This window comes from Sphingomonas sp. TZW2008 (assembly GCF_002117915.1).
Classification (GTDB): Bacteria; Pseudomonadota; Alphaproteobacteria; order Sphingomonadales; family Sphingomonadaceae; genus Sphingomonas.
Genome location: NZ_BDJB01000015.1, coordinates 1 through 18,644 on the forward strand (window position 1 = coordinate 1; position 18,644 = coordinate 18,644).

At 64.2% G+C, this 18,644-nt stretch carries 23 protein-coding genes and 1 pseudogene; 12 read left to right on the plus strand and 12 right to left on the minus strand.

Annotated features, from left to right (window positions below):
- Nucleotides 1-51 precede the first annotated feature (51 nt).
- Nucleotides 52-627, plus strand: coding sequence for a sigma-70 family RNA polymerase sigma factor (locus B7L05_RS15485; RefSeq protein ID WP_256926807.1), 576 nt, complete (start codon nucleotides 52-54; stop codon nucleotides 625-627).
- A gap of 371 nt (nucleotides 628-998) precedes the next feature.
- Here B7L05_RS15485 and B7L05_RS15490 read toward each other — a convergent pair whose 3' ends face one another.
- The 11 genes and pseudogenes from B7L05_RS15490 to B7L05_RS15530 form a co-directional block, all read right to left on the minus strand.
- A complete protein-coding gene (locus B7L05_RS15490; RefSeq protein WP_066780660.1) occupies nucleotides 999-1,367 on the minus strand; it encodes a response regulator in 369 nt (122 codons plus the stop codon).
- Nucleotides 1,364-1,917 (minus strand): annotated as a pseudogene (locus B7L05_RS17760) (HWE histidine kinase domain-containing protein). Before B7L05_RS17760 ends, B7L05_RS15490 begins: the two are co-directional and overlap by 4 nt.
- Nucleotides 1,918-2,190: 273 nt before the next feature.
- Nucleotides 2,191-2,847, minus strand: a complete 657-nt coding sequence (locus B7L05_RS17770; protein ID WP_256926791.1) for a PAS domain-containing protein — start codon at nucleotides 2,845-2,847, stop codon at nucleotides 2,191-2,193.
- A 318-nt stretch (nucleotides 2,848-3,165) separates the two neighbouring features.
- Nucleotides 3,166-4,308 (minus strand): hypothetical protein, encoded by a 1,143-nt coding sequence (locus B7L05_RS15500; RefSeq protein WP_144037329.1) that lies wholly within the window; start codon nucleotides 4,306-4,308, stop codon nucleotides 3,166-3,168.
- A 12-nt stretch (nucleotides 4,309-4,320) separates the two neighbouring features.
- Nucleotides 4,321-5,046, minus strand: coding sequence for a TniB family NTP-binding protein (locus B7L05_RS15505; protein ID WP_256926792.1), 726 nt, complete (start codon nucleotides 5,044-5,046; stop codon nucleotides 4,321-4,323).
- Between the two features lie 11 nt (nucleotides 5,047-5,057).
- Nucleotides 5,058-5,243, minus strand: coding sequence for a TniB family NTP-binding protein (locus B7L05_RS17775; RefSeq protein WP_256926793.1), 186 nt, complete (start codon nucleotides 5,241-5,243; stop codon nucleotides 5,058-5,060).
- Nucleotides 5,240-6,277, minus strand: coding sequence for a Mu transposase C-terminal domain-containing protein (locus B7L05_RS15510; protein ID WP_085811201.1), 1,038 nt, complete (start codon nucleotides 6,275-6,277; stop codon nucleotides 5,240-5,242). Before B7L05_RS15510 ends, B7L05_RS17775 begins: the two co-directional genes overlap by 4 nt.
- 286 nt (nucleotides 6,278-6,563) lie before the next feature.
- Nucleotides 6,564-7,088, minus strand: coding sequence for a hypothetical protein (locus B7L05_RS15515; protein WP_085811202.1), 525 nt, complete (start codon nucleotides 7,086-7,088; stop codon nucleotides 6,564-6,566).
- Between the two features lie 67 nt (nucleotides 7,089-7,155).
- Complete coding sequence (locus B7L05_RS15520; RefSeq protein WP_085811334.1) at nucleotides 7,156-7,659, minus strand: DsrE family protein; 504 nt, start codon at nucleotides 7,657-7,659, stop codon at nucleotides 7,156-7,158.
- 70 nt (nucleotides 7,660-7,729) lie between these two features.
- Nucleotides 7,730-8,140: a metalloregulator ArsR/SmtB family transcription factor gene (locus B7L05_RS15525; RefSeq protein ID WP_085811203.1), complete on the minus strand. Its 411-nt coding sequence runs from the start codon at nucleotides 8,138-8,140 to the stop codon at nucleotides 7,730-7,732.
- On the minus strand, nucleotides 8,137-8,760 hold the full coding sequence (locus B7L05_RS15530) for a peroxiredoxin (protein WP_085811204.1): 624 nt from the start codon (nucleotides 8,758-8,760) through the stop codon (nucleotides 8,137-8,139). The genes B7L05_RS15525 and B7L05_RS15530 overlap by 4 nt, the downstream gene beginning before the upstream one ends.
- Before the next feature lie 84 nt (nucleotides 8,761-8,844).
- Here B7L05_RS15530 and B7L05_RS15535 point away from each other — a divergent pair, with 84 nt between their 5' ends.
- From B7L05_RS15535 to B7L05_RS15580, 10 genes are read left to right on the plus strand one after another with little or no spacing between them, the layout of a single operon-like run.
- Nucleotides 8,845-9,762, plus strand: coding sequence for an MBL fold metallo-hydrolase (locus B7L05_RS15535; protein ID WP_085811205.1), 918 nt, complete (start codon nucleotides 8,845-8,847; stop codon nucleotides 9,760-9,762).
- Between the two features lie 20 nt (nucleotides 9,763-9,782).
- Nucleotides 9,783-10,199 (plus strand): YeeE/YedE family protein, encoded by a 417-nt coding sequence (locus B7L05_RS15540; RefSeq protein WP_256926795.1) that lies wholly within the window; start codon nucleotides 9,783-9,785, stop codon nucleotides 10,197-10,199.
- The gene (locus B7L05_RS15545) at nucleotides 10,199-10,624 is read left to right on the plus strand and encodes a DUF6691 family protein (RefSeq protein WP_085811207.1); all 426 of its coding nucleotides are present in this window, start codon (nucleotides 10,199-10,201) and stop codon (nucleotides 10,622-10,624) included. Before B7L05_RS15540 ends, B7L05_RS15545 begins: the two co-directional genes overlap by 1 nt.
- A 19-nt stretch (nucleotides 10,625-10,643) precedes the next feature.
- Nucleotides 10,644-11,078 carry a TIGR01244 family sulfur transferase gene (locus tag B7L05_RS15550; protein WP_085811208.1) on the plus strand — a complete coding sequence of 145 codons (435 nt, stop codon included), beginning with the start codon at nucleotides 10,644-10,646 and terminating at the stop codon, nucleotides 11,076-11,078.
- The gene (locus tag B7L05_RS15555; RefSeq protein WP_085811209.1) at nucleotides 11,075-12,307 is read left to right on the plus strand and encodes an FAD/NAD(P)-binding oxidoreductase; all 1,233 of its coding nucleotides are present in this window, start codon (nucleotides 11,075-11,077) and stop codon (nucleotides 12,305-12,307) included. Before B7L05_RS15550 ends, B7L05_RS15555 begins: the two co-directional genes overlap by 4 nt.
- Nucleotides 12,304-13,086 (plus strand): sulfite exporter TauE/SafE family protein, encoded by a 783-nt coding sequence (locus tag B7L05_RS15560; protein ID WP_085811210.1) that lies wholly within the window; start codon nucleotides 12,304-12,306, stop codon nucleotides 13,084-13,086. Before B7L05_RS15555 ends, B7L05_RS15560 begins: the two co-directional genes overlap by 4 nt.
- A 29-nt stretch (nucleotides 13,087-13,115) precedes the next feature.
- On the plus strand, nucleotides 13,116-13,895 hold the full coding sequence (locus B7L05_RS15565) for a TlpA disulfide reductase family protein (RefSeq protein WP_240456229.1): 780 nt from the start codon (nucleotides 13,116-13,118) through the stop codon (nucleotides 13,893-13,895).
- Nucleotides 13,892-14,518 carry a DsbA family protein gene (locus tag B7L05_RS15570; RefSeq protein ID WP_085811213.1) on the plus strand — a complete coding sequence of 209 codons (627 nt, stop codon included), beginning with the start codon at nucleotides 13,892-13,894 and terminating at the stop codon, nucleotides 14,516-14,518. Before B7L05_RS15565 ends, B7L05_RS15570 begins: the two co-directional genes overlap by 4 nt.
- Before the next feature lie 2 nt (nucleotides 14,519-14,520).
- Nucleotides 14,521-15,162 (plus strand): DsbA family protein, encoded by a 642-nt coding sequence (locus B7L05_RS15575; protein ID WP_085811214.1) that lies wholly within the window; start codon nucleotides 14,521-14,523, stop codon nucleotides 15,160-15,162.
- Between the two features lie 21 nt (nucleotides 15,163-15,183).
- Nucleotides 15,184-16,071, plus strand: coding sequence for an MBL fold metallo-hydrolase (locus B7L05_RS15580; protein ID WP_085811215.1), 888 nt, complete (start codon nucleotides 15,184-15,186; stop codon nucleotides 16,069-16,071).
- A 296-nt stretch (nucleotides 16,072-16,367) separates the two neighbouring features.
- On the opposite strand, the gene B7L05_RS15585 is transcribed toward B7L05_RS15580, so the two are convergent.
- Entirely contained in the window at nucleotides 16,368-17,234 is an 867-nt protein-coding gene (locus tag B7L05_RS15585; RefSeq protein ID WP_085811217.1) for a DNA-binding domain-containing protein, read from the minus strand.
- Between the two features lie 165 nt (nucleotides 17,235-17,399).
- Here B7L05_RS15585 and B7L05_RS15590 point away from each other — a divergent pair, with 165 nt between their 5' ends.
- A complete protein-coding gene (locus B7L05_RS15590) occupies nucleotides 17,400-18,554 on the plus strand; it encodes a site-specific integrase (protein ID WP_256926796.1) in 1,155 nt (384 codons plus the stop codon).
- The last annotated feature ends 90 nt before the right edge of the window (nucleotides 18,555-18,644 follow it).

Here is an 18,644-nt window from a genome sequence, read left to right on the forward strand (position 1 = left end):
CCGCCGTCGCCCTCGCTGCAACCGTCATCTTCTGGCTGTGATCAACGAGTCCTGAGCCTAGCCAGAAATCCTGATGCTGCACAGGATCTTGTTCAGGAAACCGTGCTGAAGGCGTGGCGCAGCCGCGCATCATTTGAAGCCGGTACGAACATGAAGGCGTGGACCTTCCGTATTCTTCGCAATTCGTTTCTGTCGCATGTACGTCGTCGACGCACGGTACAAGTGGGCGAGACTGCCGAACTCAACGACGTTCCGGTGGCGTCAAACCAGGAGTCGGTCGTGACGTTGAGCGATGTTCGCCGCCTGTGGCCACGCCTGACGCCCGAGCAGCAGCGGTGCATTCAATTCGTTGGAATCGAGGGCTTGAGCTACGAAGAAGCGGCCACGATCGAGCAGGTTCCTGTCGGCACAATCAAGAGCCGCGTGGTAAGGGGGCGGCAGATGCTGCGCGCACTCATGGATCACGCGAGCCGCGATGAGGCTTCCGGATCAGAACCTCAGATCATTGCGGACGATGCGATCTGTCAGGCCGAGCCGCCATCTATCGACGAGGTGCACACGAGACAGATCGAACTGCTGCAAAGCTGGCGGACGAAGCGCGCGGCCGATCGCTGTCTGGCAGCCTGAAGCGGTCGGCTCGCTCGATCCCAATGCGTACCCCAATCTTGGCACATTGGCCGGAGATCGTCGTGGAGTTGGCAATATCGAGCAAACAGTGGCCAGGCGCCTTGACCCGCAGCATCGAGAGCATCTTTCAACGAGCAGGGATGACCCGATAGCGCAGGAAGGCACCTGCGGGTTCAGCTTGGTGTGCAAGCGCCATTTCCTCCAAACTACCAAAATACGCCTGTGAAGCTGCTCGCCGGAAACGAGCCGCAGAAACGCATCATTCTCGGAGAACCACCGCCGCTTGGTTGGTGTCATAACCGAATGGATGCGCCAGGAATATCCACGGACGCTGTCGCCATGGAGGCAGCAGCAAGCCCCTTCACTTTCCATTACGCCGCTAAACGGTCGATCGTGCGTAGGATCGATCGTAAATCGAAAGGCTTGGGAATGAACGCCGCCCGCGTCGGCAGCTCGGACGGGTGCACCTTCACGATGCCGGACACCACCACCAGCAATGTCGGGGGATAGCGGTCGCGGACATAGTGGCCGAGCTTCATGCCATCCATCGATCCGGGCATGGCAACGTCGGTTAGCACGATCCAGATCGTGGCGTTCGCTTCCAGCAGCGCAATCGCCTGGTCGGCATTCTCGGCCTCGAAGCCGCGATCCTCGAAGAAGTCCACAAGGTCGTAGCGGATGAACGCCTCGTCCTCCATGATCAGGATGGCTCGCGCCCGCTCGGCTTGCTCGATGGTCATGCGCCGATCGCCTCGCCGGCACCTGCCAGCGGCGCTTCGATCCGGAACTCGGCGCTAGATACCGGGTAGCTCAACGTGGTATCGCCCCGGAAATAGCCACGTAGCGAGCGTTCGATCATGCGGGAGCCGAACCCCCGGCGGGTCGGCGCCGACACCGGCGGACCGCCCTGCTCCTGCCAGAGGAAGGAGAAGTGGGGGCCACCTTCCTCATCCCTCACTTGCCACTGGATCATCACCGTGCCCGTCTCGTTGCTCAACGCTCCATACTTGGTGGCGTTGGTCGCCAATTCATGCAGGGCCAAGGTCAACGCCAGAGCGGCTTGGGAGTTCAACCGGATGCGCGGGCCTTCCATCTTTATCCGGTCGCGTTGCCCGGCGACCGCCGTCAGGCCGGCATCCAGCACCTCGTGCAGCCCAGCCTCCTGCCATGACGATGCGGTCAGCACGTCGGTCGCACGCCCCAAGGAGGCGAGGCGGGAGCGAAGTCGGCCGATGCCTCCTCCGGCGAGGGCGCGTCGCGCATCGTCTGGCTGGCGATCGACTGCACCATTGTCAGGATGTTCTTGATGCGGTGCGCCAGCTCGCCATTGAGGAGCTGCTGCTGCTGGCGCACCTGCTCCAGGGCGGTGTGGTCGCGCGACACCGACAGGATGCGGGCGGTCTCCCCATCCAGCCCGGGAATGGGCGATACCGAGATGGACCAATGCTTGGCGGTGCCGAGGTAGGTATCGGCCGGCGCCTCGAAGTGCGTGGTTTCGCCCCGCTTGGCTGCCTCGATCGCCTCCTTCGCGTAGGCGGGTCCGCCTTCCTTGAGGAAGTTCGGTCAGGGGCATCCGGCGACGGCGTTGAAGTCGCTGACCTCCATCGTCTTCATGCCGCCTTCGCTCATGAAGGAGAGCGTGCCGTCCAGCTCCACGACCTTGATGCAGTCGGTCGAGGCGGCCAGCACGCTGCGCATGAACACCGCCGCTTCCTGCGCCTCGGCGGTCGCGGCGTCGCGCTCGCGCTTCGCCTTCACGCGCGCGGTGCTGTCGGAGGTGATGTTCATCAGGCCCGCGACCTCGCCTTCGTCGTCCCAGACGGGCGAGTAGGCGAAGTCGTACCACGTCTCCTCCGTGAACCCGTTGCGGGTCATGGTGAGCGGCTGATCCCGGAAGGCGACGCTTTCGCCCCGGAACACCCCCTCGATCAGCGGCTCCAGGTCAGGCCATAGTTCGGGCCATACCTCCGCGGTCGGGTAACCAAGCGCGTCGGGGTGCCGGCTGCCCAGGATGGGGGCATAACCGTCGTTGTAGAGCAGGATGCGCTCCGACCAGATCAGGCACATGGGATGGAGCGAGGCAAGCATGGCATCGACCGAGATGCGAAGGGCCGCCGGCCAAGTGCTGCGCGGACCCAGGGGCGTGCGGTCCCATGCGAACGCCCGGGTGCGCTCGGCCATGTTCAACTCGGGCATGCTGATGGCGAGAGAGGCGTTCATTCGGGATGGCTCGTCCGGTGATCTCAACGGGCTAACCACTGCACGGCCTGCTTCCAGTTTAGGCGAACCCAAAACTTGAGGGAAGCGCCGGAACCAAATCATAGTTAAAGCGTGAACGCGCGCCGATGCATCCGTTCTTGTCCGCGATGCAGACAGAGCCAGGATATAGCGGAGTGTGAGGTAACGCATCCTCATTCAGAGGGATCGGGAACAAAGAAAGCCTCAGGAAAATTCCCTCGACTTTACATAATGATTATTATCAGACTGGCGGATTTCTGTTCCGCTGCGGGCACTTACCTGCCCTCGCCGCGGTCGCGATCACCCGATCAGCGACGTTCGCTCACGCTGCCGCTGGTCGCGCTCGGTCCGCCACGCATCAAACTGCGCCAGAACGTCGTCCACGTCCATACCCGTCTGTCGGCGATGGGCATCGACGCGCGCGCGCAGCGGCTCGGGCCAAGCCACGCTGCTTCGGATCAGCATCGCTTGCACCCAGCGAGGCACGTAATTGAGCAGCTTCTCAAGTGTCTGGTGCTCGCGGAACGGCAGATGCGCGCCCGACATCAGTCGGCCGACGGGCTCGTCGGCCAGGAGCGCCACCACCGCACTGAGAACCTGAGCTCGAGCGGAGGGTGACAGCTCGTGGTAGGGCTGTTCGTCCCAGGTCTGCGGTTTGTGCTCCGGCATGATCGGCAGCAAGGGGCAGTCGAACAGATTGATGTAACTGGTCCTGAAGAGGCTTGGCGCCAGCAGCGCCCGGGTGAGATCGCGCAGCACGATGAGGAACTGACGGGCCGGCACCGGCTGTACCCCTAACAAGCGTGCCGGATGGCCGAGCAGCGCGTTACGGACCTCGCCGTCGAATGCGAAGAGGATTGAGAGCGCCGCGGCCGTTTCCTCCGGCTCGAAATAGGCCGCTGGCGTCGGCTTTGCCCAGCGGCTCGTCCTGAGCGGCGTGCCGCAATCTTCGCACACGAACTCGATGCCGACTGACCAAGTGAACCGCGGCGAGTGACTCGGCCGGCAACGCCGACAATAGTCCTGACGCCAAGCGCCATGCCGATGACAGAAGACGAGCGGCAGCGCCGCCTCTGCGTCGAGATAAGCCCCGCCGGCCTCGTGCGCTTCGGCAAGGCAATGGCGGCACCAGGCGAGATCGAGCTCACCTCGCGCTCGGCCGAAGCCGTCGGTACTTGGCAACCAGTCGACCGCGAGCCCCGGCCAGCGGCACTTAAGCCCGAGGTTGAGCACGACCTCCGACGCGACCCGTAGACCGGCCACGACGCTTTTCGCCTCGTGCAGATCCCAATGGACATCGGGCCGTCCCTTCATGCTCGGGCCAGCCTTCCATAGAACCTGCCGGAGCTCGGCGACCGATACATCGTAGCAGGCCGCGGTCCGCCCGAGCCAGGACGACGGCAACTCGTCGGGACGAGGACGGGGCGCGATCGGCAGCGCCACCCCAGCCACGGCTCAAGCAGCCGCCTTCGCCCGCCCGCGTCCACGACGCTGGGCCAACGCCTTCATGCTGACAGACGGGAGCACGAGGTCATCGGCGTCCAGATCTCCTACCTCGATCCGCTCGGTGCCGTTCTCGATCGCTCTCACGGCTAGCGTTTCGACGAGCCGGAAGATGCGGCCGGTGTTCCCATCGCAGAGGTCGAGGATGGCGGTCCGGCACCGCTCCTCCTCCAGCTGAGATGGCTTGCGCAGGGGCAGGATCGCGGCGAGCGTAACCATCAGCAGCCGAAATGGCTCGTCGTTCTGCCACCGGACGAGCTCGACCGCGTCAAACCGCTCGGCCAGCGCCGCGTCCGTGAGCAGCGCCGCGCGCGCCTCGTGATTGCCGGTGCAGACGAGCGGGATCTGCAGGTCGTTGGCCAGATACCGAAGCGTGTTAAGGAAGACGCGCTGCTGCCGTGGCGTGCAGGCCAGCATGTGGTTGATCTCGTCTAGGATAAGCATACGAGCACCCACCTGCCCCATGATCCGGCGGGTAAGCTGCCGGGCTCGCTGGACGTCGCCGCGCCCCGCAAAGCCGGCGCCGAGCTTCTCGAGAACCTCCCCGTAGAACTCGCCATCGGTCGGCTGTGGCGGCAGCTGAACGGCCACGACCGGGATCGTCGCCGTTCCCGTTGTGTCGTTGAACCCGCGCGGGTTCTCTGCCTCGAAGCGCTCGACGATGCGGGACTTCCCCATCCCGGTCTGGCCTAGATCAGGAGGCACGGCATGCGCGTGCGCGGCGGGTAGCGTAGCATCGCATCCAAGGTCTTGCGCACGGTCTCCGCCTTCGGGAAGCCAAGCCAACGATCCATGCGGATCCAGGCGATCCGCTCCTCGTCGGCCCACGTCGCGCGCTCGCGGTAGTCCTCGGCAAGATGCGACAGATCGCTCACCTGGGCATCTCCTCGACGAGGTACGGTAGCGCCTGCCGATCACCGCTCTTATCCGTACTCGAGGCGCCCGGCGGAGCTGTGGGTCTGTCGTCCTCGATGGTGGGCTTGCCGCTGCTTCTGGCGCGCCGTGCATCGGCCAAGGCCGCCCTGGTCCTCTGGAGCGCGAGCCGTGCGGCCTTTGTCTTGTGAGCGGCTTCTGCCACGATCAGGCGCTGTGTCTCCACCGCTTGGAAGATCAGCGTTTCATCAACCGCGTGCTGACCACGCTCGCGCAGGGTGCGAACCGCCTCCTTCTGTTCCCAGCGGGTGATCGCCGGCCGCCGGAGGTCACGATAGGGGACCTCGAGGTGCTCGCCATGCGGGAGCTCGAGCCAGATGCGAGAAAGGTCACGCGGATCCCATCGGATCGGCATCGTCTGCCCGGGTCGCGTGTACCAGCAGGACAGCGCGTCATCCCAATAGTGCGTATGGAACAGTTTGATGCCATGCGGGGTCACCGCGCGTAGTTCGCAAGGCAGGAAGTCGAAGAGAAAGCTGGCGCGATCGACCGGCAGCCGCACCAGCTCCGGTCGCCGATCCATCGCTTCGGCCCAGGCGAGCGCCGGCGGGATGCCGATGCCGCGGTGCCGCTCTGCATGGTACGGCCCGATGATCTGCGCGGCGAGCCAGACCTCCAACTCGCCCAGCGTCATGCACGCCTCGGCTTCGGAGTCATAGTCGCCACGCTCCGCCACGTTTGAGAACGTCGTGCCGGGCAGAAGATGGACGGCGCCCATCACCGTCCCGATCAGGCGCTCTATATGACCGCCGAAGTGCGGGCGCCGAACCGGACGATACTCTAGCGAGATCGAGTGGGCACGGCAGCCGCGTTTCAGAGCGTCGGAGCGGTGTTCGCGCGCATTGTCGAGGTGTAGCTGTAGGCGCTTGCAATCGTAGCGGCGTCTGCTCGCAAACAGCCGGTTTTTCTGCTCACGCTCTCTGCCACTGGCAGGTGGCATCCTGCTCGAATTATCTGCCAATGTGCTCGCCATCATCCGGCGCTGCTTGCAAACGGGGCGTCGTGCTCACGCTTCCTGCCAATGGGTTCTCCAAACCCGTCGCCGGCAGCCGCTTTTGAGAAGCAGGTTTTCAGAACAGTTTTGACAAGCAGCGGGCCGCAGAAATGCGTTGCGGTCATGGGCCGCCGGCAAGGTCGTCAGAAAGGAAGGTTTTCGCGAACAGCGGACGACGCATAGAACGCGCACAGATATACGTTTATGACCGAACCAGTCGAACTGCGCTGGCCTCGATCGTCCCGTTTGGGATCAAGAAGCGGGAAGGTTAGAAGCGGATCGTCCCAACCAGCGCCGCGCTGTCACCGCAAGCGGTCGGAGTTGTGCAATCGGCCTTCATCCTTAAGCCCCAAGGCGTGTGTTCCACACCGCCGACGATTCCCCCGCCCACCTGCGCAAGCCAAAGCAACTTCCCCTCTGGGGGATCACGCGTTGGATCAGCCCATCGGAAGGCGCTCAGTTCTACGCCATCAATGATGCGCTTACTCTCAACCTGATAGCCGAGCAGGGGTTTGCCGCTATCATACGGGCCGAAGACGATACTCAGCACGTAACCTGGCCCCGATACATCGTGGATGATGGAGTCAATGCCCTGCCCCTGAGTGAACCGGGCATCGGCAGCGAGCCGAAGCGTGCAGCAATTCTCGATAAGGAACCGGCCATGGGTCGGTTGATGCGGCCAACCAGCTACCGCAGCGTCACTTCCCGTGACCCTTTGTTGGGGAGCAGGGTCGGGCGAGCAGCCGGCCATCGCGAGAGCACTAAGTGGGAAGAGCAGCCAGACATTGACCATCGCTGCGATCGTAACTGCCGATCAAGGGTCTCGCAAACGATGGTATTTTGGGACAGTGCCGCGCCAGTCAGTCCGGGATCAGTGCCCAACCGCGTATTTGCAACGTCGCCATCGTCGTAAGCGCCGACACGTCAACTTCGACAGTCTTATCGACCGTGGTCCGGGCAATCCCGTTTCCGATCAGAGCCTGGCTGCACACCCGAACGGACACGCCTGCGCGCTTCAGCTCTGCTATCAGGGCAAGATTGGGGTTCGCGGCAGCGCCGGTCTTGGTCGCATATGCCGCATCCTCGACGACGATCGGCGTCGCCGGGCCGTGGACGATCACGACCACATCTCCCCGTGCCGGCCGCACGCCATCGGCGCCAAGCAAATTCAGGAAGCGTGCCACCTTTTCGAGCGATGGATTGACCTTATCGGGGGATGACGCTGCCTTCGTCACGTTGAACAGTACGCGATATCGCAAGGAGCGGTCCGGCCGCTCCGCCGCGCCTTCCACCGGCGTGATTTTACCATATCCAGCGATCACCGGCTGTTGAGTGGTGACGCCCGCTGACACGACGCTGCTCATGACGGCCAGGCATCCTGCAATCGCGATAAAAGGCAGCCGCATCTAACTTTTCCTTCCACGGTCGAAACGATTACCCGATCCTCGCAAACACGGCCGCGCCGATGTTTTGCGGCCGCGCGGTAGCCATCGCTTCGCGTGGTCGCGCCGACCGGGGAGCGGGCGCTGCTTGCTCCACAGCTATATCGTCGGCACCGAACATCGCTTCGAGCGTGCGCACGCAGAGTGCAGCCGCATCATTGGCAAGACGGTAGTGGACCTGCTTGGCCTCTCGCCTCGTCTTCACCAGATCAGCGCGGCGCAGCTCAGCAAGCTGCTGGCTGAGCGCCGGTTGGGTCACCCCAGTAGCGGCCTCGATGTCCGCGACCTGGCGCTCACCGCCGAGCAGATAGGACAGGATCATAAGGCGCTGGGGTTGAGCAAACACGCGCAGCTTCTCAACCGCCGCATCGGCGATCGCGCGGGATTGATGTATCGCCGTCATCGATCTGCCTTCAACTGATGAAACCAGTCTGCGCCAGCGCTGCCGGGCAGGGCAGGCGGCAGCAGGACGTCGTCGCCCGGCTGCCAGTCGGCCGGCGTATAGACTTGCCCATCGGCCGAGCGCTGCAATGCCCTGACCGTGCGCAGCATCTCGTCGACCGATCGCCCGACGCTCATGGGATACCAGTTGAGCGCCCGGATAATGCCCTCGGGATCGATGAAATAGGTCGCGCGGACGGCCGAGGCGTCGCCAGCCTGCTCGTCAAGCATGCCGTAGGCGTAACCCACCGCCATCGATGGGTCTTCTACGACCGGGAACGGCACCTCGACGCCGAAGACATCCTTGATCGCGCGCAACCAAGCGACATGCGAATACAGGCTGTCGACCGACAGTCCGAGCAAGACGCAATCCAGCTCCTCGAACTGCGGTGCAGCCTTGGCCAGTGCCACGAACTCGCTGGTGCAGACCGGCGTAAAGTCGGCCGGATGCGAGAAGAACACGACCCAGCGACCACGATACTGATCGAGCGTCATTTCGCCCTGCGTCGTGCGAGCGGTAAAATTCGGGGCCGCGTCCCCGATGCGCAACGAGCGCGGCGCGTCTGCATCCATCGTTTCCATGCTTTTCAGATGGCACGGACAGCCCGTTGACGCAAGTGAATTACATGACTACATAAAGTCTGAAATCGATAAACGGAGGCGGTCATGGAATCGGCTTTGAACGAGGCAGTTGCGCAAATCGAGCGAGCGAAGGCGGCGGGGTCGCCGATCGTTCATTCCTTCTTCGATGAGCCGACCAACACCGCGACCTACGTCGTTTGGGACCCTGCCACGCGGAAAGCGGCGATCGTCGACAGCGTCCTGGATTTCGACGCTGCGGCAGGCCGTACCAAGACGGCCTCGGCGGATGCGGTCATCGCTTATGTGCGACAGAACGGCCTGACGGTCGACTGGCTGCTCGAAACCCACGCCCATGCCGATCACCTGTCTGCGGCACCCTATTTGCAAAAGGCGCTTGGCGGCCAGCTCGCGATCGGCCGTGAGATCATCCGCGTGCAGAACGTCTTCGGCAAGATTTTCAACGCCGGCACCAACTTCGAACGCGACGGCTCCGAGTTCGATCGGCTCTTCGACGACGGCGACCGTTTTGCGATCGGCGACATCGAGGCCCTCGCGCTGCATGTGCCGGGGCATACCCCGGCCGACATGGCCTATGTCATCGGTGACGCAGTCTTCACCGGCGATACCCTCTTCATGCCGGATTACGGCACGGCGCGGGCAGATTTCCCCGGCGGTGACGCCCGCCAGCTCTACCGCTCGATCCGCCGACTGATGCAGTTGCCGGACGAGACGCGGCTGTTCCTGTGCCACGACTACAAGGCCGCGGGTCGCGATCAGTATGTCTGGGAAACGACTGTCGGCGCGCAGCGCGTTGGCAACGTCCATGTCCACGAAGGGGTAGACGAAGACGACTTCGTCGCGATGCGCACCAGTCGCGATGCCACCCTGTCGATGCCCAAGCTCATCCTGCCATCGGTTCAGGTGAACATGCGCGGCGGCCATTTGCCGGAGCCGGAAGCTAACGGCACCCGCTACCTCAAGATTCCACTGGATGTGCTGTGATGCCCGGATTTCCTCATGCCATGCCGCTCGCCGGCTTCATCGGTGGGCTGATGATCGGCATCGCTGCTGCGATCATGCTGCTGGGGAACGGTCGTATAGCCGGGGTCAGCGGCATGTTCGCGCGTGTCCTCGGCCTTTCCGAAGGCGGCGCGCCGTGGACGATCGCACTTCTTTTCACAGCGGGGCTGCCCTTGGGCGCGGCCCTTGCTGCGGCGAATCTGGATGTGGAAGCACGCTTCCCGACGTCGCTTGGGTTGATCGCCGTCGCCGGTCTGATCGTCGGGATCGGGACGCGGCTCGGCGCGGGATGCACCAGCGGTCACGGCGTCTGCGGTCTGTCGCGTCTGTCACCGCGGTCCATCGTCGCGACGGGCACCTTCATGGCGACGGGCATCGCGACCGTTACCCTCATGCGTCTGGCGGGGGTGACGCTGTGATGCGCCAGGGCATCCTCTCGCTCGTCAGCGGCACGCTGTTCGGCGCCGGCCTTGCCGTTTCCGGCATGATCGATCCTGCGCGGGTACGGGCGTTCCTCGACGTCGCCGGTGCCTGGGACCCGACCCTCGCTTTCGTCATGGGCGGGGCAATCCTGCCGATGGCGATAGCGTGGTTCATCGCGCGTCGGCGCTCCGCGCCGATCGTCGCCGAGCAATTCCATACACCGGCCACCTCGCCGATCGACACGCGCCTCATCGGCGGTGCCGCCTTGTTCGGCATAGGCTGGGGCCTTGTCGGGCTCTGCCCAGGCCCTGCCATCGCCGCACTGGCGATCCAGCCTGCACCGGCGCTGCTCTTCATCGCCGCGATGGCGCTGGGCGCTGCCATCCACCGCTTCGCACTCACCCCACGCCGTTCGGCCTGAACGGGACAGGAGACGTCACATGGCCTTCAAGAAGATCACACCGTCCTTCTCGGCTGCTCCCCAGCTTACCCGGAATGACGTCGCTGCTGCCGCACGGGCGGGATACCGCTCGATCGTTTCGAGCCGACCCGACGGCGAGGAGCCGGGTCAGCCAAGCGCACAGGATATGGCCCGCTTGGCCGAAGAACACGGCCTTGCCTTCGCGCATGTCCCGATCGTGCCGGGCAAGGCGACCGATGCCGATGCGGATCGGATGAAGGAAGCGCTGACCACGCTGCCGGGGCCGACGCTCGGCTTCTGCCGAAGCGGTACGCGGGCAGCCACCCTGTGGGCGCTGGCGGAGGCGGACCAAACTGATCCCGCAACGATCATCGGTCAGGCGAAAGCAGCCGGATACGACCTCGCCGATCTGAAGCCGGCGCTTGCCCGCCGGTCTGAGAGGACCGGCAAATGACCTACGACGTCGTCATCATCGGAGGTGGGGCTGCTGGCATCTCAACCGCCGCCAGCATCCTGAAGCGCAACGCCAAGGTATCGATCGCTGTCGTCGATCCCGCCCAGGAGCACTATTACCAGCCCGGTTGGACGTTGGTCGGGGCTGGCGTTTTCACCCCCGAACAGACCCGCAAGGCGGAAGCCGACGTGATGCCCAAGGGCGTCGAATGGATACGGCTACCTGCAATCAACATCGATCCCGTTCGCCAGGCGATCACCTTGGGGGACGGGGATACGATCGCCTACCGTGTCCTGATCGTCGCCTTGGGTCTGCGCCTCGCGTGGGAGAAGATCGCCGGACTTCCCGAGGCGTTGGGCCGCAACGGCGTCACGTCCAACTACCGCTACGATCTGGCACCCTACACCTACCGGCTTGTCCGGGATTTGGAGCGGGGGCGTGCGCTGTTCTCGCAACCGCCGATGCCGATCAAGTGCGCCGGCGCGCCGCAAAAGGCGATGTATCTCTCCTGCGACATCTGGCGCGAGAGCGGCGTCCTTCCCGCGATCGACGTCGAGTTTCACAACGCCGGCGCGGCGCTGTTCGGCGTCGCGACCTACGTCCCGGCGCTGATGGAATATGTCGAGAAGTACGCGATCGACCTCAAGCTGGAGTCCAACCTTGTCGCGGTCGACGCCGATCGGGGTGTCGCCACATTCGAGCGCAAGCGGGACGGCGTAAGCGAGCGGATCGAGCGCGAGTTCGACATGCTCCACGTCGTGCCGCCTCAGGTTTCGCATGATGTCGTCGCCAAAAGTCCGCTCGCGGCGGCAAACGGCTTCGTCGAGGTCGATGAGGCGACGCTGCGGCACAAGCGGTATGACAACGTCTTCGCCTTGGGCGATGCCGCCGGGACGAGCAATGCGAAGACGGCTGCGGCAGCCCGTAAGCAGGCACCCGTGGTGGCGGTCAACGCGCTCGCCGCACTCGATGGCAAGCCCCCTGTCGCCGACTATGACGGCTATGGATCGTGCCCGCTCACCGTCGAGCGTGGCAAGATCGTGCTTGCCGAGTTCGGCTATGGCGGAAAATTGCTCCCCAGCTTCCCGTCCTGGCTGCTGGACGGAACGCGCCCGACGCGAACTGCGTGGTTCCTGAAGGAGCGCATGCTGCCCCCGATCTATTGGCAGGGCATGCTGAAGGGCCATGAGTGGATGGCGGCCCCGCACGAGATCGGCAAGGCGGCATGACCCTCGAACCGATCCAGTATCTGCTCGGCGCGCTGTCCGGCAGCCTGGTGGGCTTCACCCTCGGGCTTGTTGGCGGGGGCGGATCGATCCTCGCCGTCCCGCTCATGGTCTATCTGGTGCGCGTGCCGGATGCGCACCTCGCCATCGGCACGAGCGCGTTCGCCGTCGCGGCCAACGCCGCCACGGGACTGATCGGCCATGCCAAGGCGCATACCGTCAAATGGCGCTGCGGCGGGATGTACGCGACCGCCGGCGTCGTCGGTGCCCTGTTCGGCTCTACAGCGGGCAAGGCCATGGATGGCGGCAAACTCCTCTTCCTGTTCGCGCTGGTCATGGTCGTCGTCGGCGTACTGATGCTGCGCGGGCGGGGTGACGCGGGCAATCCGGGCGCGGAATGCAACCGGGAGAAGGCGCCGAAGGTGCTGGGCTACGGCCTTGGCACCGGCCTGTTCTCGGGCTTCTTCGGCATCGGCGGAGGCTTCCTGATCGTCCCCGGCCTGATTGGGTCGACGGGTATGCCGATCCTGAATGCTGTCGGCACGTCGTTGATCGCGGTCACCGCTTTCGGGCTGACGACGGCCGCCAACTACGCGTTTTCTGGTCTGGTCGACTGGCCGCTTGCGTTCGCGTTCATCGGCGGTGGGGTTGTCGGCGGCCTGGCCGGAACGCGCATCGCGAAGCGCCTCGGCACAGGCGGTACGCTCACCACGGTCTTCGCTGTCCTTATCTTCGTGGTGGCGGCCTACATGCTCTGGAAGAGCGCGGCCACGTTTCTCTGATGGATAGCGCAATCGCAATCGGGCCGCTGATGCTGGCCGTCGATCGCGGGCTTGCCGTGCTGTGCATCGTCGTCTTTCTCGGGTTGACGACACTGGCTGGGCGGTTCCGCTTCCCTCGCGTGGCGGCAGTTGCCACCAGTGCTATCGTCGCAGGACTTATCACGGCGCGGATCGGTTATGTTGCTGCCCATTGGGCGAGTTACGCCGACTCTCCGCTGTCCATCCTCGCCGTGTGGCAGGGCGGCTTTTTCCCCGTTGCAGGACTTCTCGGCGCTGCGGCGATACTGGCGATCCGGCTTGGCCGCTCAAGCGCGCTGGCGGCAGGCTGGGGAGCATTGGCTGTAGCGGGCGGCCTCTGGTTTGCGCTTCAGGCGCTGATCCCTCCCGTGACCTACGGCCCGTTTCCCTATCATCTTAATCTGACGACCGCGTCCGGCGCTCCGCTTCCACTCGATCGCTTCCGCGGCCGCCCTTTCGTGGTCAACCTGTGGGCGACCTGGTGCGGTCCGTGCCGGCGTGAGCTGCCGATGCTCGATGCGGTTGCATCGCGGACCGGCGAGGTCCCGATCCTTCTCGCCGATCAGGGTGAGGCTCCAGCGACCGTCAGCGGCTTCCTCAACCGTGAAGGCATCGGTGCGAGGCATGTCGCGCTCGACCCCGATCGCGGCCTTTCCCAAGCCCTGAAGGTAGCCGGCTATCCCGCAACTGCCTTCGTCGCGGCAGACGGCACGATCGTGCAGCTCCAGCTTGGCGAGCTGTCACGCGCAGCCCTCGCCGATGGAATCGATCTAGCAAGGAAACACCGATGAACCGTCGCAATCTGATGTCGCGTGGCCTGTTGGCTGCGCTTGTCTTCGCCGCGCCGATCACGCCTGTTTTCGCGCAGCAGCCCGATCTTTCGCGCAAGGCCGTCGTCGACGATCCCGTGGCTCCCAAGCGCGCAGGCAAGATCTACGATGTCACGGTGGTCGAGTTCTTCGACTACAACTGCCCCTATTGCCGTCGCATGGAGCCGGTGCTGAACGCCCTGCTTCGTTCCGATCCGAAGGTGCGGATCGTGTATCGGGACTGGCCGATCTTCGGTCCTGCCTCACGTGAGGCATCGCGCGCGGCCGTTGCGAGCCAGTGGCAGGGCAAGCATGCCGCCTTTCATGGGGCGCTGCTGACCTCGTCGGCGCGGCTCGACAGCACCGGCATCAAGGCAGCCGCTGCCAGAGCCAAGGTCGACTGGCCCCGTCTGCAACGGGATTTGAAAATGCACGGTGCCGAAATCGACGCGCTACTCGCGCGCACCGATGGCATCGCCCGCGCGATCGGTTTCAACGGGACGCCGGCGCTAATCGTCGGCTCACAGGTTGTCGCCGGGGCGGTCGATCTGCCGACGTTGCGTCGCCTCGTCGCGGAAGCTCGCAACAAGCCTGCGGCGCGCTGACCATGCCCGGGCCGCTCAATCGGAGACAGCTTGCCGGACTGGGCGCGGTGGTCGTGGGTGGCTGGGCAGTCGGGCAGATTCTTCGGCGTACTGCCCCGATTGGTCGCGATGTCGGTCCGACCGCTGACCTGATCCTGGCCGGTAACGGCTCGCCGGAGGACGGGCCTGCCGATGCTACGCTCCGGCTTGCCGTGTTCACCGACTATCGTTGCCCGGCCTGCCGTCATGGGTTTCCCGCCCTGGAAGAAGCTGTGCAACGCGACGGCAAGGTGCGGGTCATCTACAAGGACTGGCCGATCTTCGGTCCGCCCTCCGAACGTGCCGCAAGCGTTGCGATCGCCTGCGCCGAACAAGGGATTTATCCGGCCGTACATCGCGCGTTGATGACGGACAGCCGCACGATCGATGACGACATGCTGCGGGACATCGTCGAGCGCGCTGGGGGCGACTGGCGGCGCGCGACGACCTGGCTTGCCGCCCACGCTGACGCTGTCGCGGCCCGCCTGCGGGCGAACGGACGGGAAGCCTATTCGATCGGGCTAGCCGGCACCCCGGGTTATCTTGCCGGACGCCTGCTGGTGATGGGGGCGATCGACACCGCCGACTTCGAACGGCTGTTCGCGCGTGCGCGGGCAGAAAGCTGACGATGCGAGAGGATACGAAACATGATCGAGTATAACCACAAGGGCATGACGGTCGCGTCGCTCCACGACGAGCGCACCGGCAGTTTCCAGTATGTCGTGGTCGACGAAACCACAAAGACCGCCGCGATCATCGACCCGGTCCTTGACTTCGATCCGCGCGCCGGTGCGACCGCAACCGACAATGCCGATCTGATCCTCGATTATGTCCGCGCGAACGGGCTTAATGTGGAATGGGTGCTCGATACCCATCCCCATGCCGATCACTTCTCGGCCGCCCCGTACCTTGCGGAAGAGACGGGTGGCAAAACCGCAATCGGCGCCAGGGTCGTGGAGGTGCAGAAGCTTTGGCAGGACATCTACTGCCTGCCCGACCTGCCCGTCGATGGCAGCCAGTGGGATCACCTATTCAACGATGGCGAGCAGTTCACGATCGGCTCGCTCGATGCGCGCGTCATGCTCTCGCCTGGCCACACGCTCGCCTCGATTACTTATGTCGTGGGTGACGCGGCGTTCGTTCACGATACGCTGATGGTGCCCGACAGCGGCACGAGCCGGGCGGATTTCCCCGGTGGTGATGCGCACGCACTTTGGCGCTCGATCCGCGCAATCCTCGACCTCTCACCTGAAACCGCGACCTATGTAGGACACGACTACGGCAAGGACGGTCGCGAGGTGATCGGCCGTTCGACAGTTGCCGAACAGCGCCGTGACAACATCCATGTACGCGATGGCATCGACGAAGCGGAGTTCGTGGAAACCCGCGAGAAGCGCGACGCTTCGCTCCCGTTGCCAGATCTCATGCTCGCTGCACTTCAGGTCAATATCCGTGGCGGGCGGTTGCCGGATGCTGATGCGTGCGGAACGGCGTTCCTCAAGGTGCCTTTGAACCGCTTCGGTCCGGTCAAATAGGCTGTTTCCACTGCGCAAGCGTGCTGTTCAACGGGACATGATCTGAGTTTCTTTCCCGATTGGGAAGGTTCAGGGAGACGGCTGACGGTCGCAAGGCGCGCCGGACGGCAGGGAAATAGCCGTTTTCCCAAAATATGTTCCCGATTGCTCATTCCCGAAATGGCCGGTTGGAGACGGAGAAATGGGACGATCCGGCCCGTGAAATGAACCCGCCTTTGACATCCGCCCGGAGCGGATAATGTGAGCAGCCATGTCCGATTGCGAGCAGCCCCGGATGATGGCGAGCACGCTGGCAGCTAATTTGAGCAGGATGCTACCCGCCAGTGGCAGAGAGCGTGAGCAGAAAAACCGGCTGTTTGCGAGCAGACGCCGCTACGATTGCAAGCGCCTACATGTAGCCGATCCATGAGACCCTGATTGTCCCAAGGTGCCTCCATGCCACGCTCGGCCAACCAGTCGACCTTGGGGAGGACGGCTTGGCGCATGCACATGCCAACCGACACGGCCGAAGGTGCGAGCAGATCGAGGTGGAACCCCGGCACCGTGCGGCTCGCGATATCAACCATCAGCGTGAGCCACGGCCGCCCGATCGGCTTGCGATACAGGTCGTCGACTACGATGACGTCGACCAGGGTGTGATCCGATTGGACGAGCTCCAGCGCATAGCTGGCCTCCAATACACCGCGTGTCGGCTCCCATTTGTCAGCAGCGGCCTTGGACCCTTGCCTGCGCGCCGTGACCGTCTGGGGAGGCAATCTGCTTAATCGCGCTTGGATCGCTTTGGTGCTGGGCACTTTCAGCCCGATCTTCTGCTCCTCATGTCGGAGCCAGCGGCGGAGCGCCTGCACACTCGGCTTCTCGAGGGTGAGGTAACAATCCGCGATGCCTCGAGCGATCAACTGTTCAGCCGCCGATGAGAGCCGCCGCTCTCCCCTCTCCCGCCCCCGCGGGCGCGGCAACAGCGAGGCGGCAACGGGCGACGCACGGTAAAGCTGGAGAAGCTCGTGAAAACGGGCGCGACCCAGCCCGAGCTGACCCAGCGCTTCGGCGGCTGCGTTGCCCGGGATGCGGGCCAGCGCAGCAAGTGGGCGGATGATCTTCTCGCGGCGGTGCGCTTCTGCCCAGTCAGCGTCGCTCGCCGTCTTCAGGTCCGCGGTTCGCATGGTACGACGCCTCGGCTGATCCAGCTTGGCGAGCGTCCGCTCTTTTGAGGAGATTGTCCACTCTTTCAGGTGTGGACGGACTTCAGTCGAGATTTGCCGACTGCGTCCACCTTTTCAGGAGAACCGACACCTCACCCGCGCCATACCAGCTAGTCTGTCCGATAATTGTTATTCTCGGGCAGACTTTACGCGGCCAACTTTCGGCGCCAAAGTGTGCTGCGAACCACCGAAGAGCAAACGGCACCTATCTTGCAAAACCTCAAACCCGACGACGAGGCATCATCCGACTTTGCAGTGAGCGTAATCGCGCCGGCCGAGATCGCGCTGCGCCCGGCGACTGTCCTGCTGCCCGGGATAGTCGACGAGGAGATCGAGCGCGCCGACAGCTACGCGCGCGCCGCACGCTCGACTAACACGCACCGCGCCTACGTTACCGATTGGGAGATCTTCACCGGCTGGTGCGCCGAGCGCGGAGAGTGTCCGCTGCCGGCGACCGCCGAGCTCGTGCGCCGGTTCGTGAGTTGGGACGCCGATCGCGGTCGCAACCCCGCGACCATCAACCGCCGCGTCGCCGCGATCGGCTATTTCCACAAGCTTCACGACTACGTTCGTCCGACCGAGCAATCCGGCGCTGGCAAGCTGCGCGAGACCATGGCCGGGATCCGCAACGCCTGTAAAAAGCCCAAGGCGCGCAAGGATGCGGCCGATGCTGCAATCCTTGAGGCGATGATCGACTCCTTCCCGGGAGACGAGCTGCGTGCGCGGCGCGATCGGGCCGTATTGGCGATTGGCATGGCAGCGGCGCTGCGGCGCTCCGAGCTGGTGGCGCTGACCCTTGGCGACATCGCGATCGTTGCCGAAGGGCTGCGGATCACGATCGGAAGGTCAAAGACCGATCAGGCTCAGGAGGGCGCGGCGATTGCTGTGCCGGAGGGCTCACGGATCCGGCCGAAGGAGCGGCTGCTTGGCTGGATTGAGGCGGTGAAGGTGAGGGAAGCGGGCACCGATCGCAGCAATGAGGCATGGGCAGCGATGCCGCTGTTCCGCCGATTGACTCGACAGGACACCCTTACCGAGGATCCCATGAGCGATCGAGCGGTCGCTCGACTAGTCCAGGCGGCAGCTCGCAAGACCGGCTTGGACGAGCGGAAGTTTGCCGGGCATTCACTTCGAGCTGGCTTTCTTACGGAAAGCGCGGCTCGCGGCGCGACCATCTTTAAGATGCAGGAGGTCAGCCGCCACAAGTCGGTCCAGGTGCTATCCGACTACGTGCGAAGCGCCAGTCTCTTTAAGGATCACGCTGGAAGCGGGTTCCTGTAGGTCGTTGGGGACAGGTTCTCTGCTTCGCGCATTGCGACCTGTCGTGCGATCGCCTGAGGGGACGCGGTGTCATAATCGAAACTGGTCCAT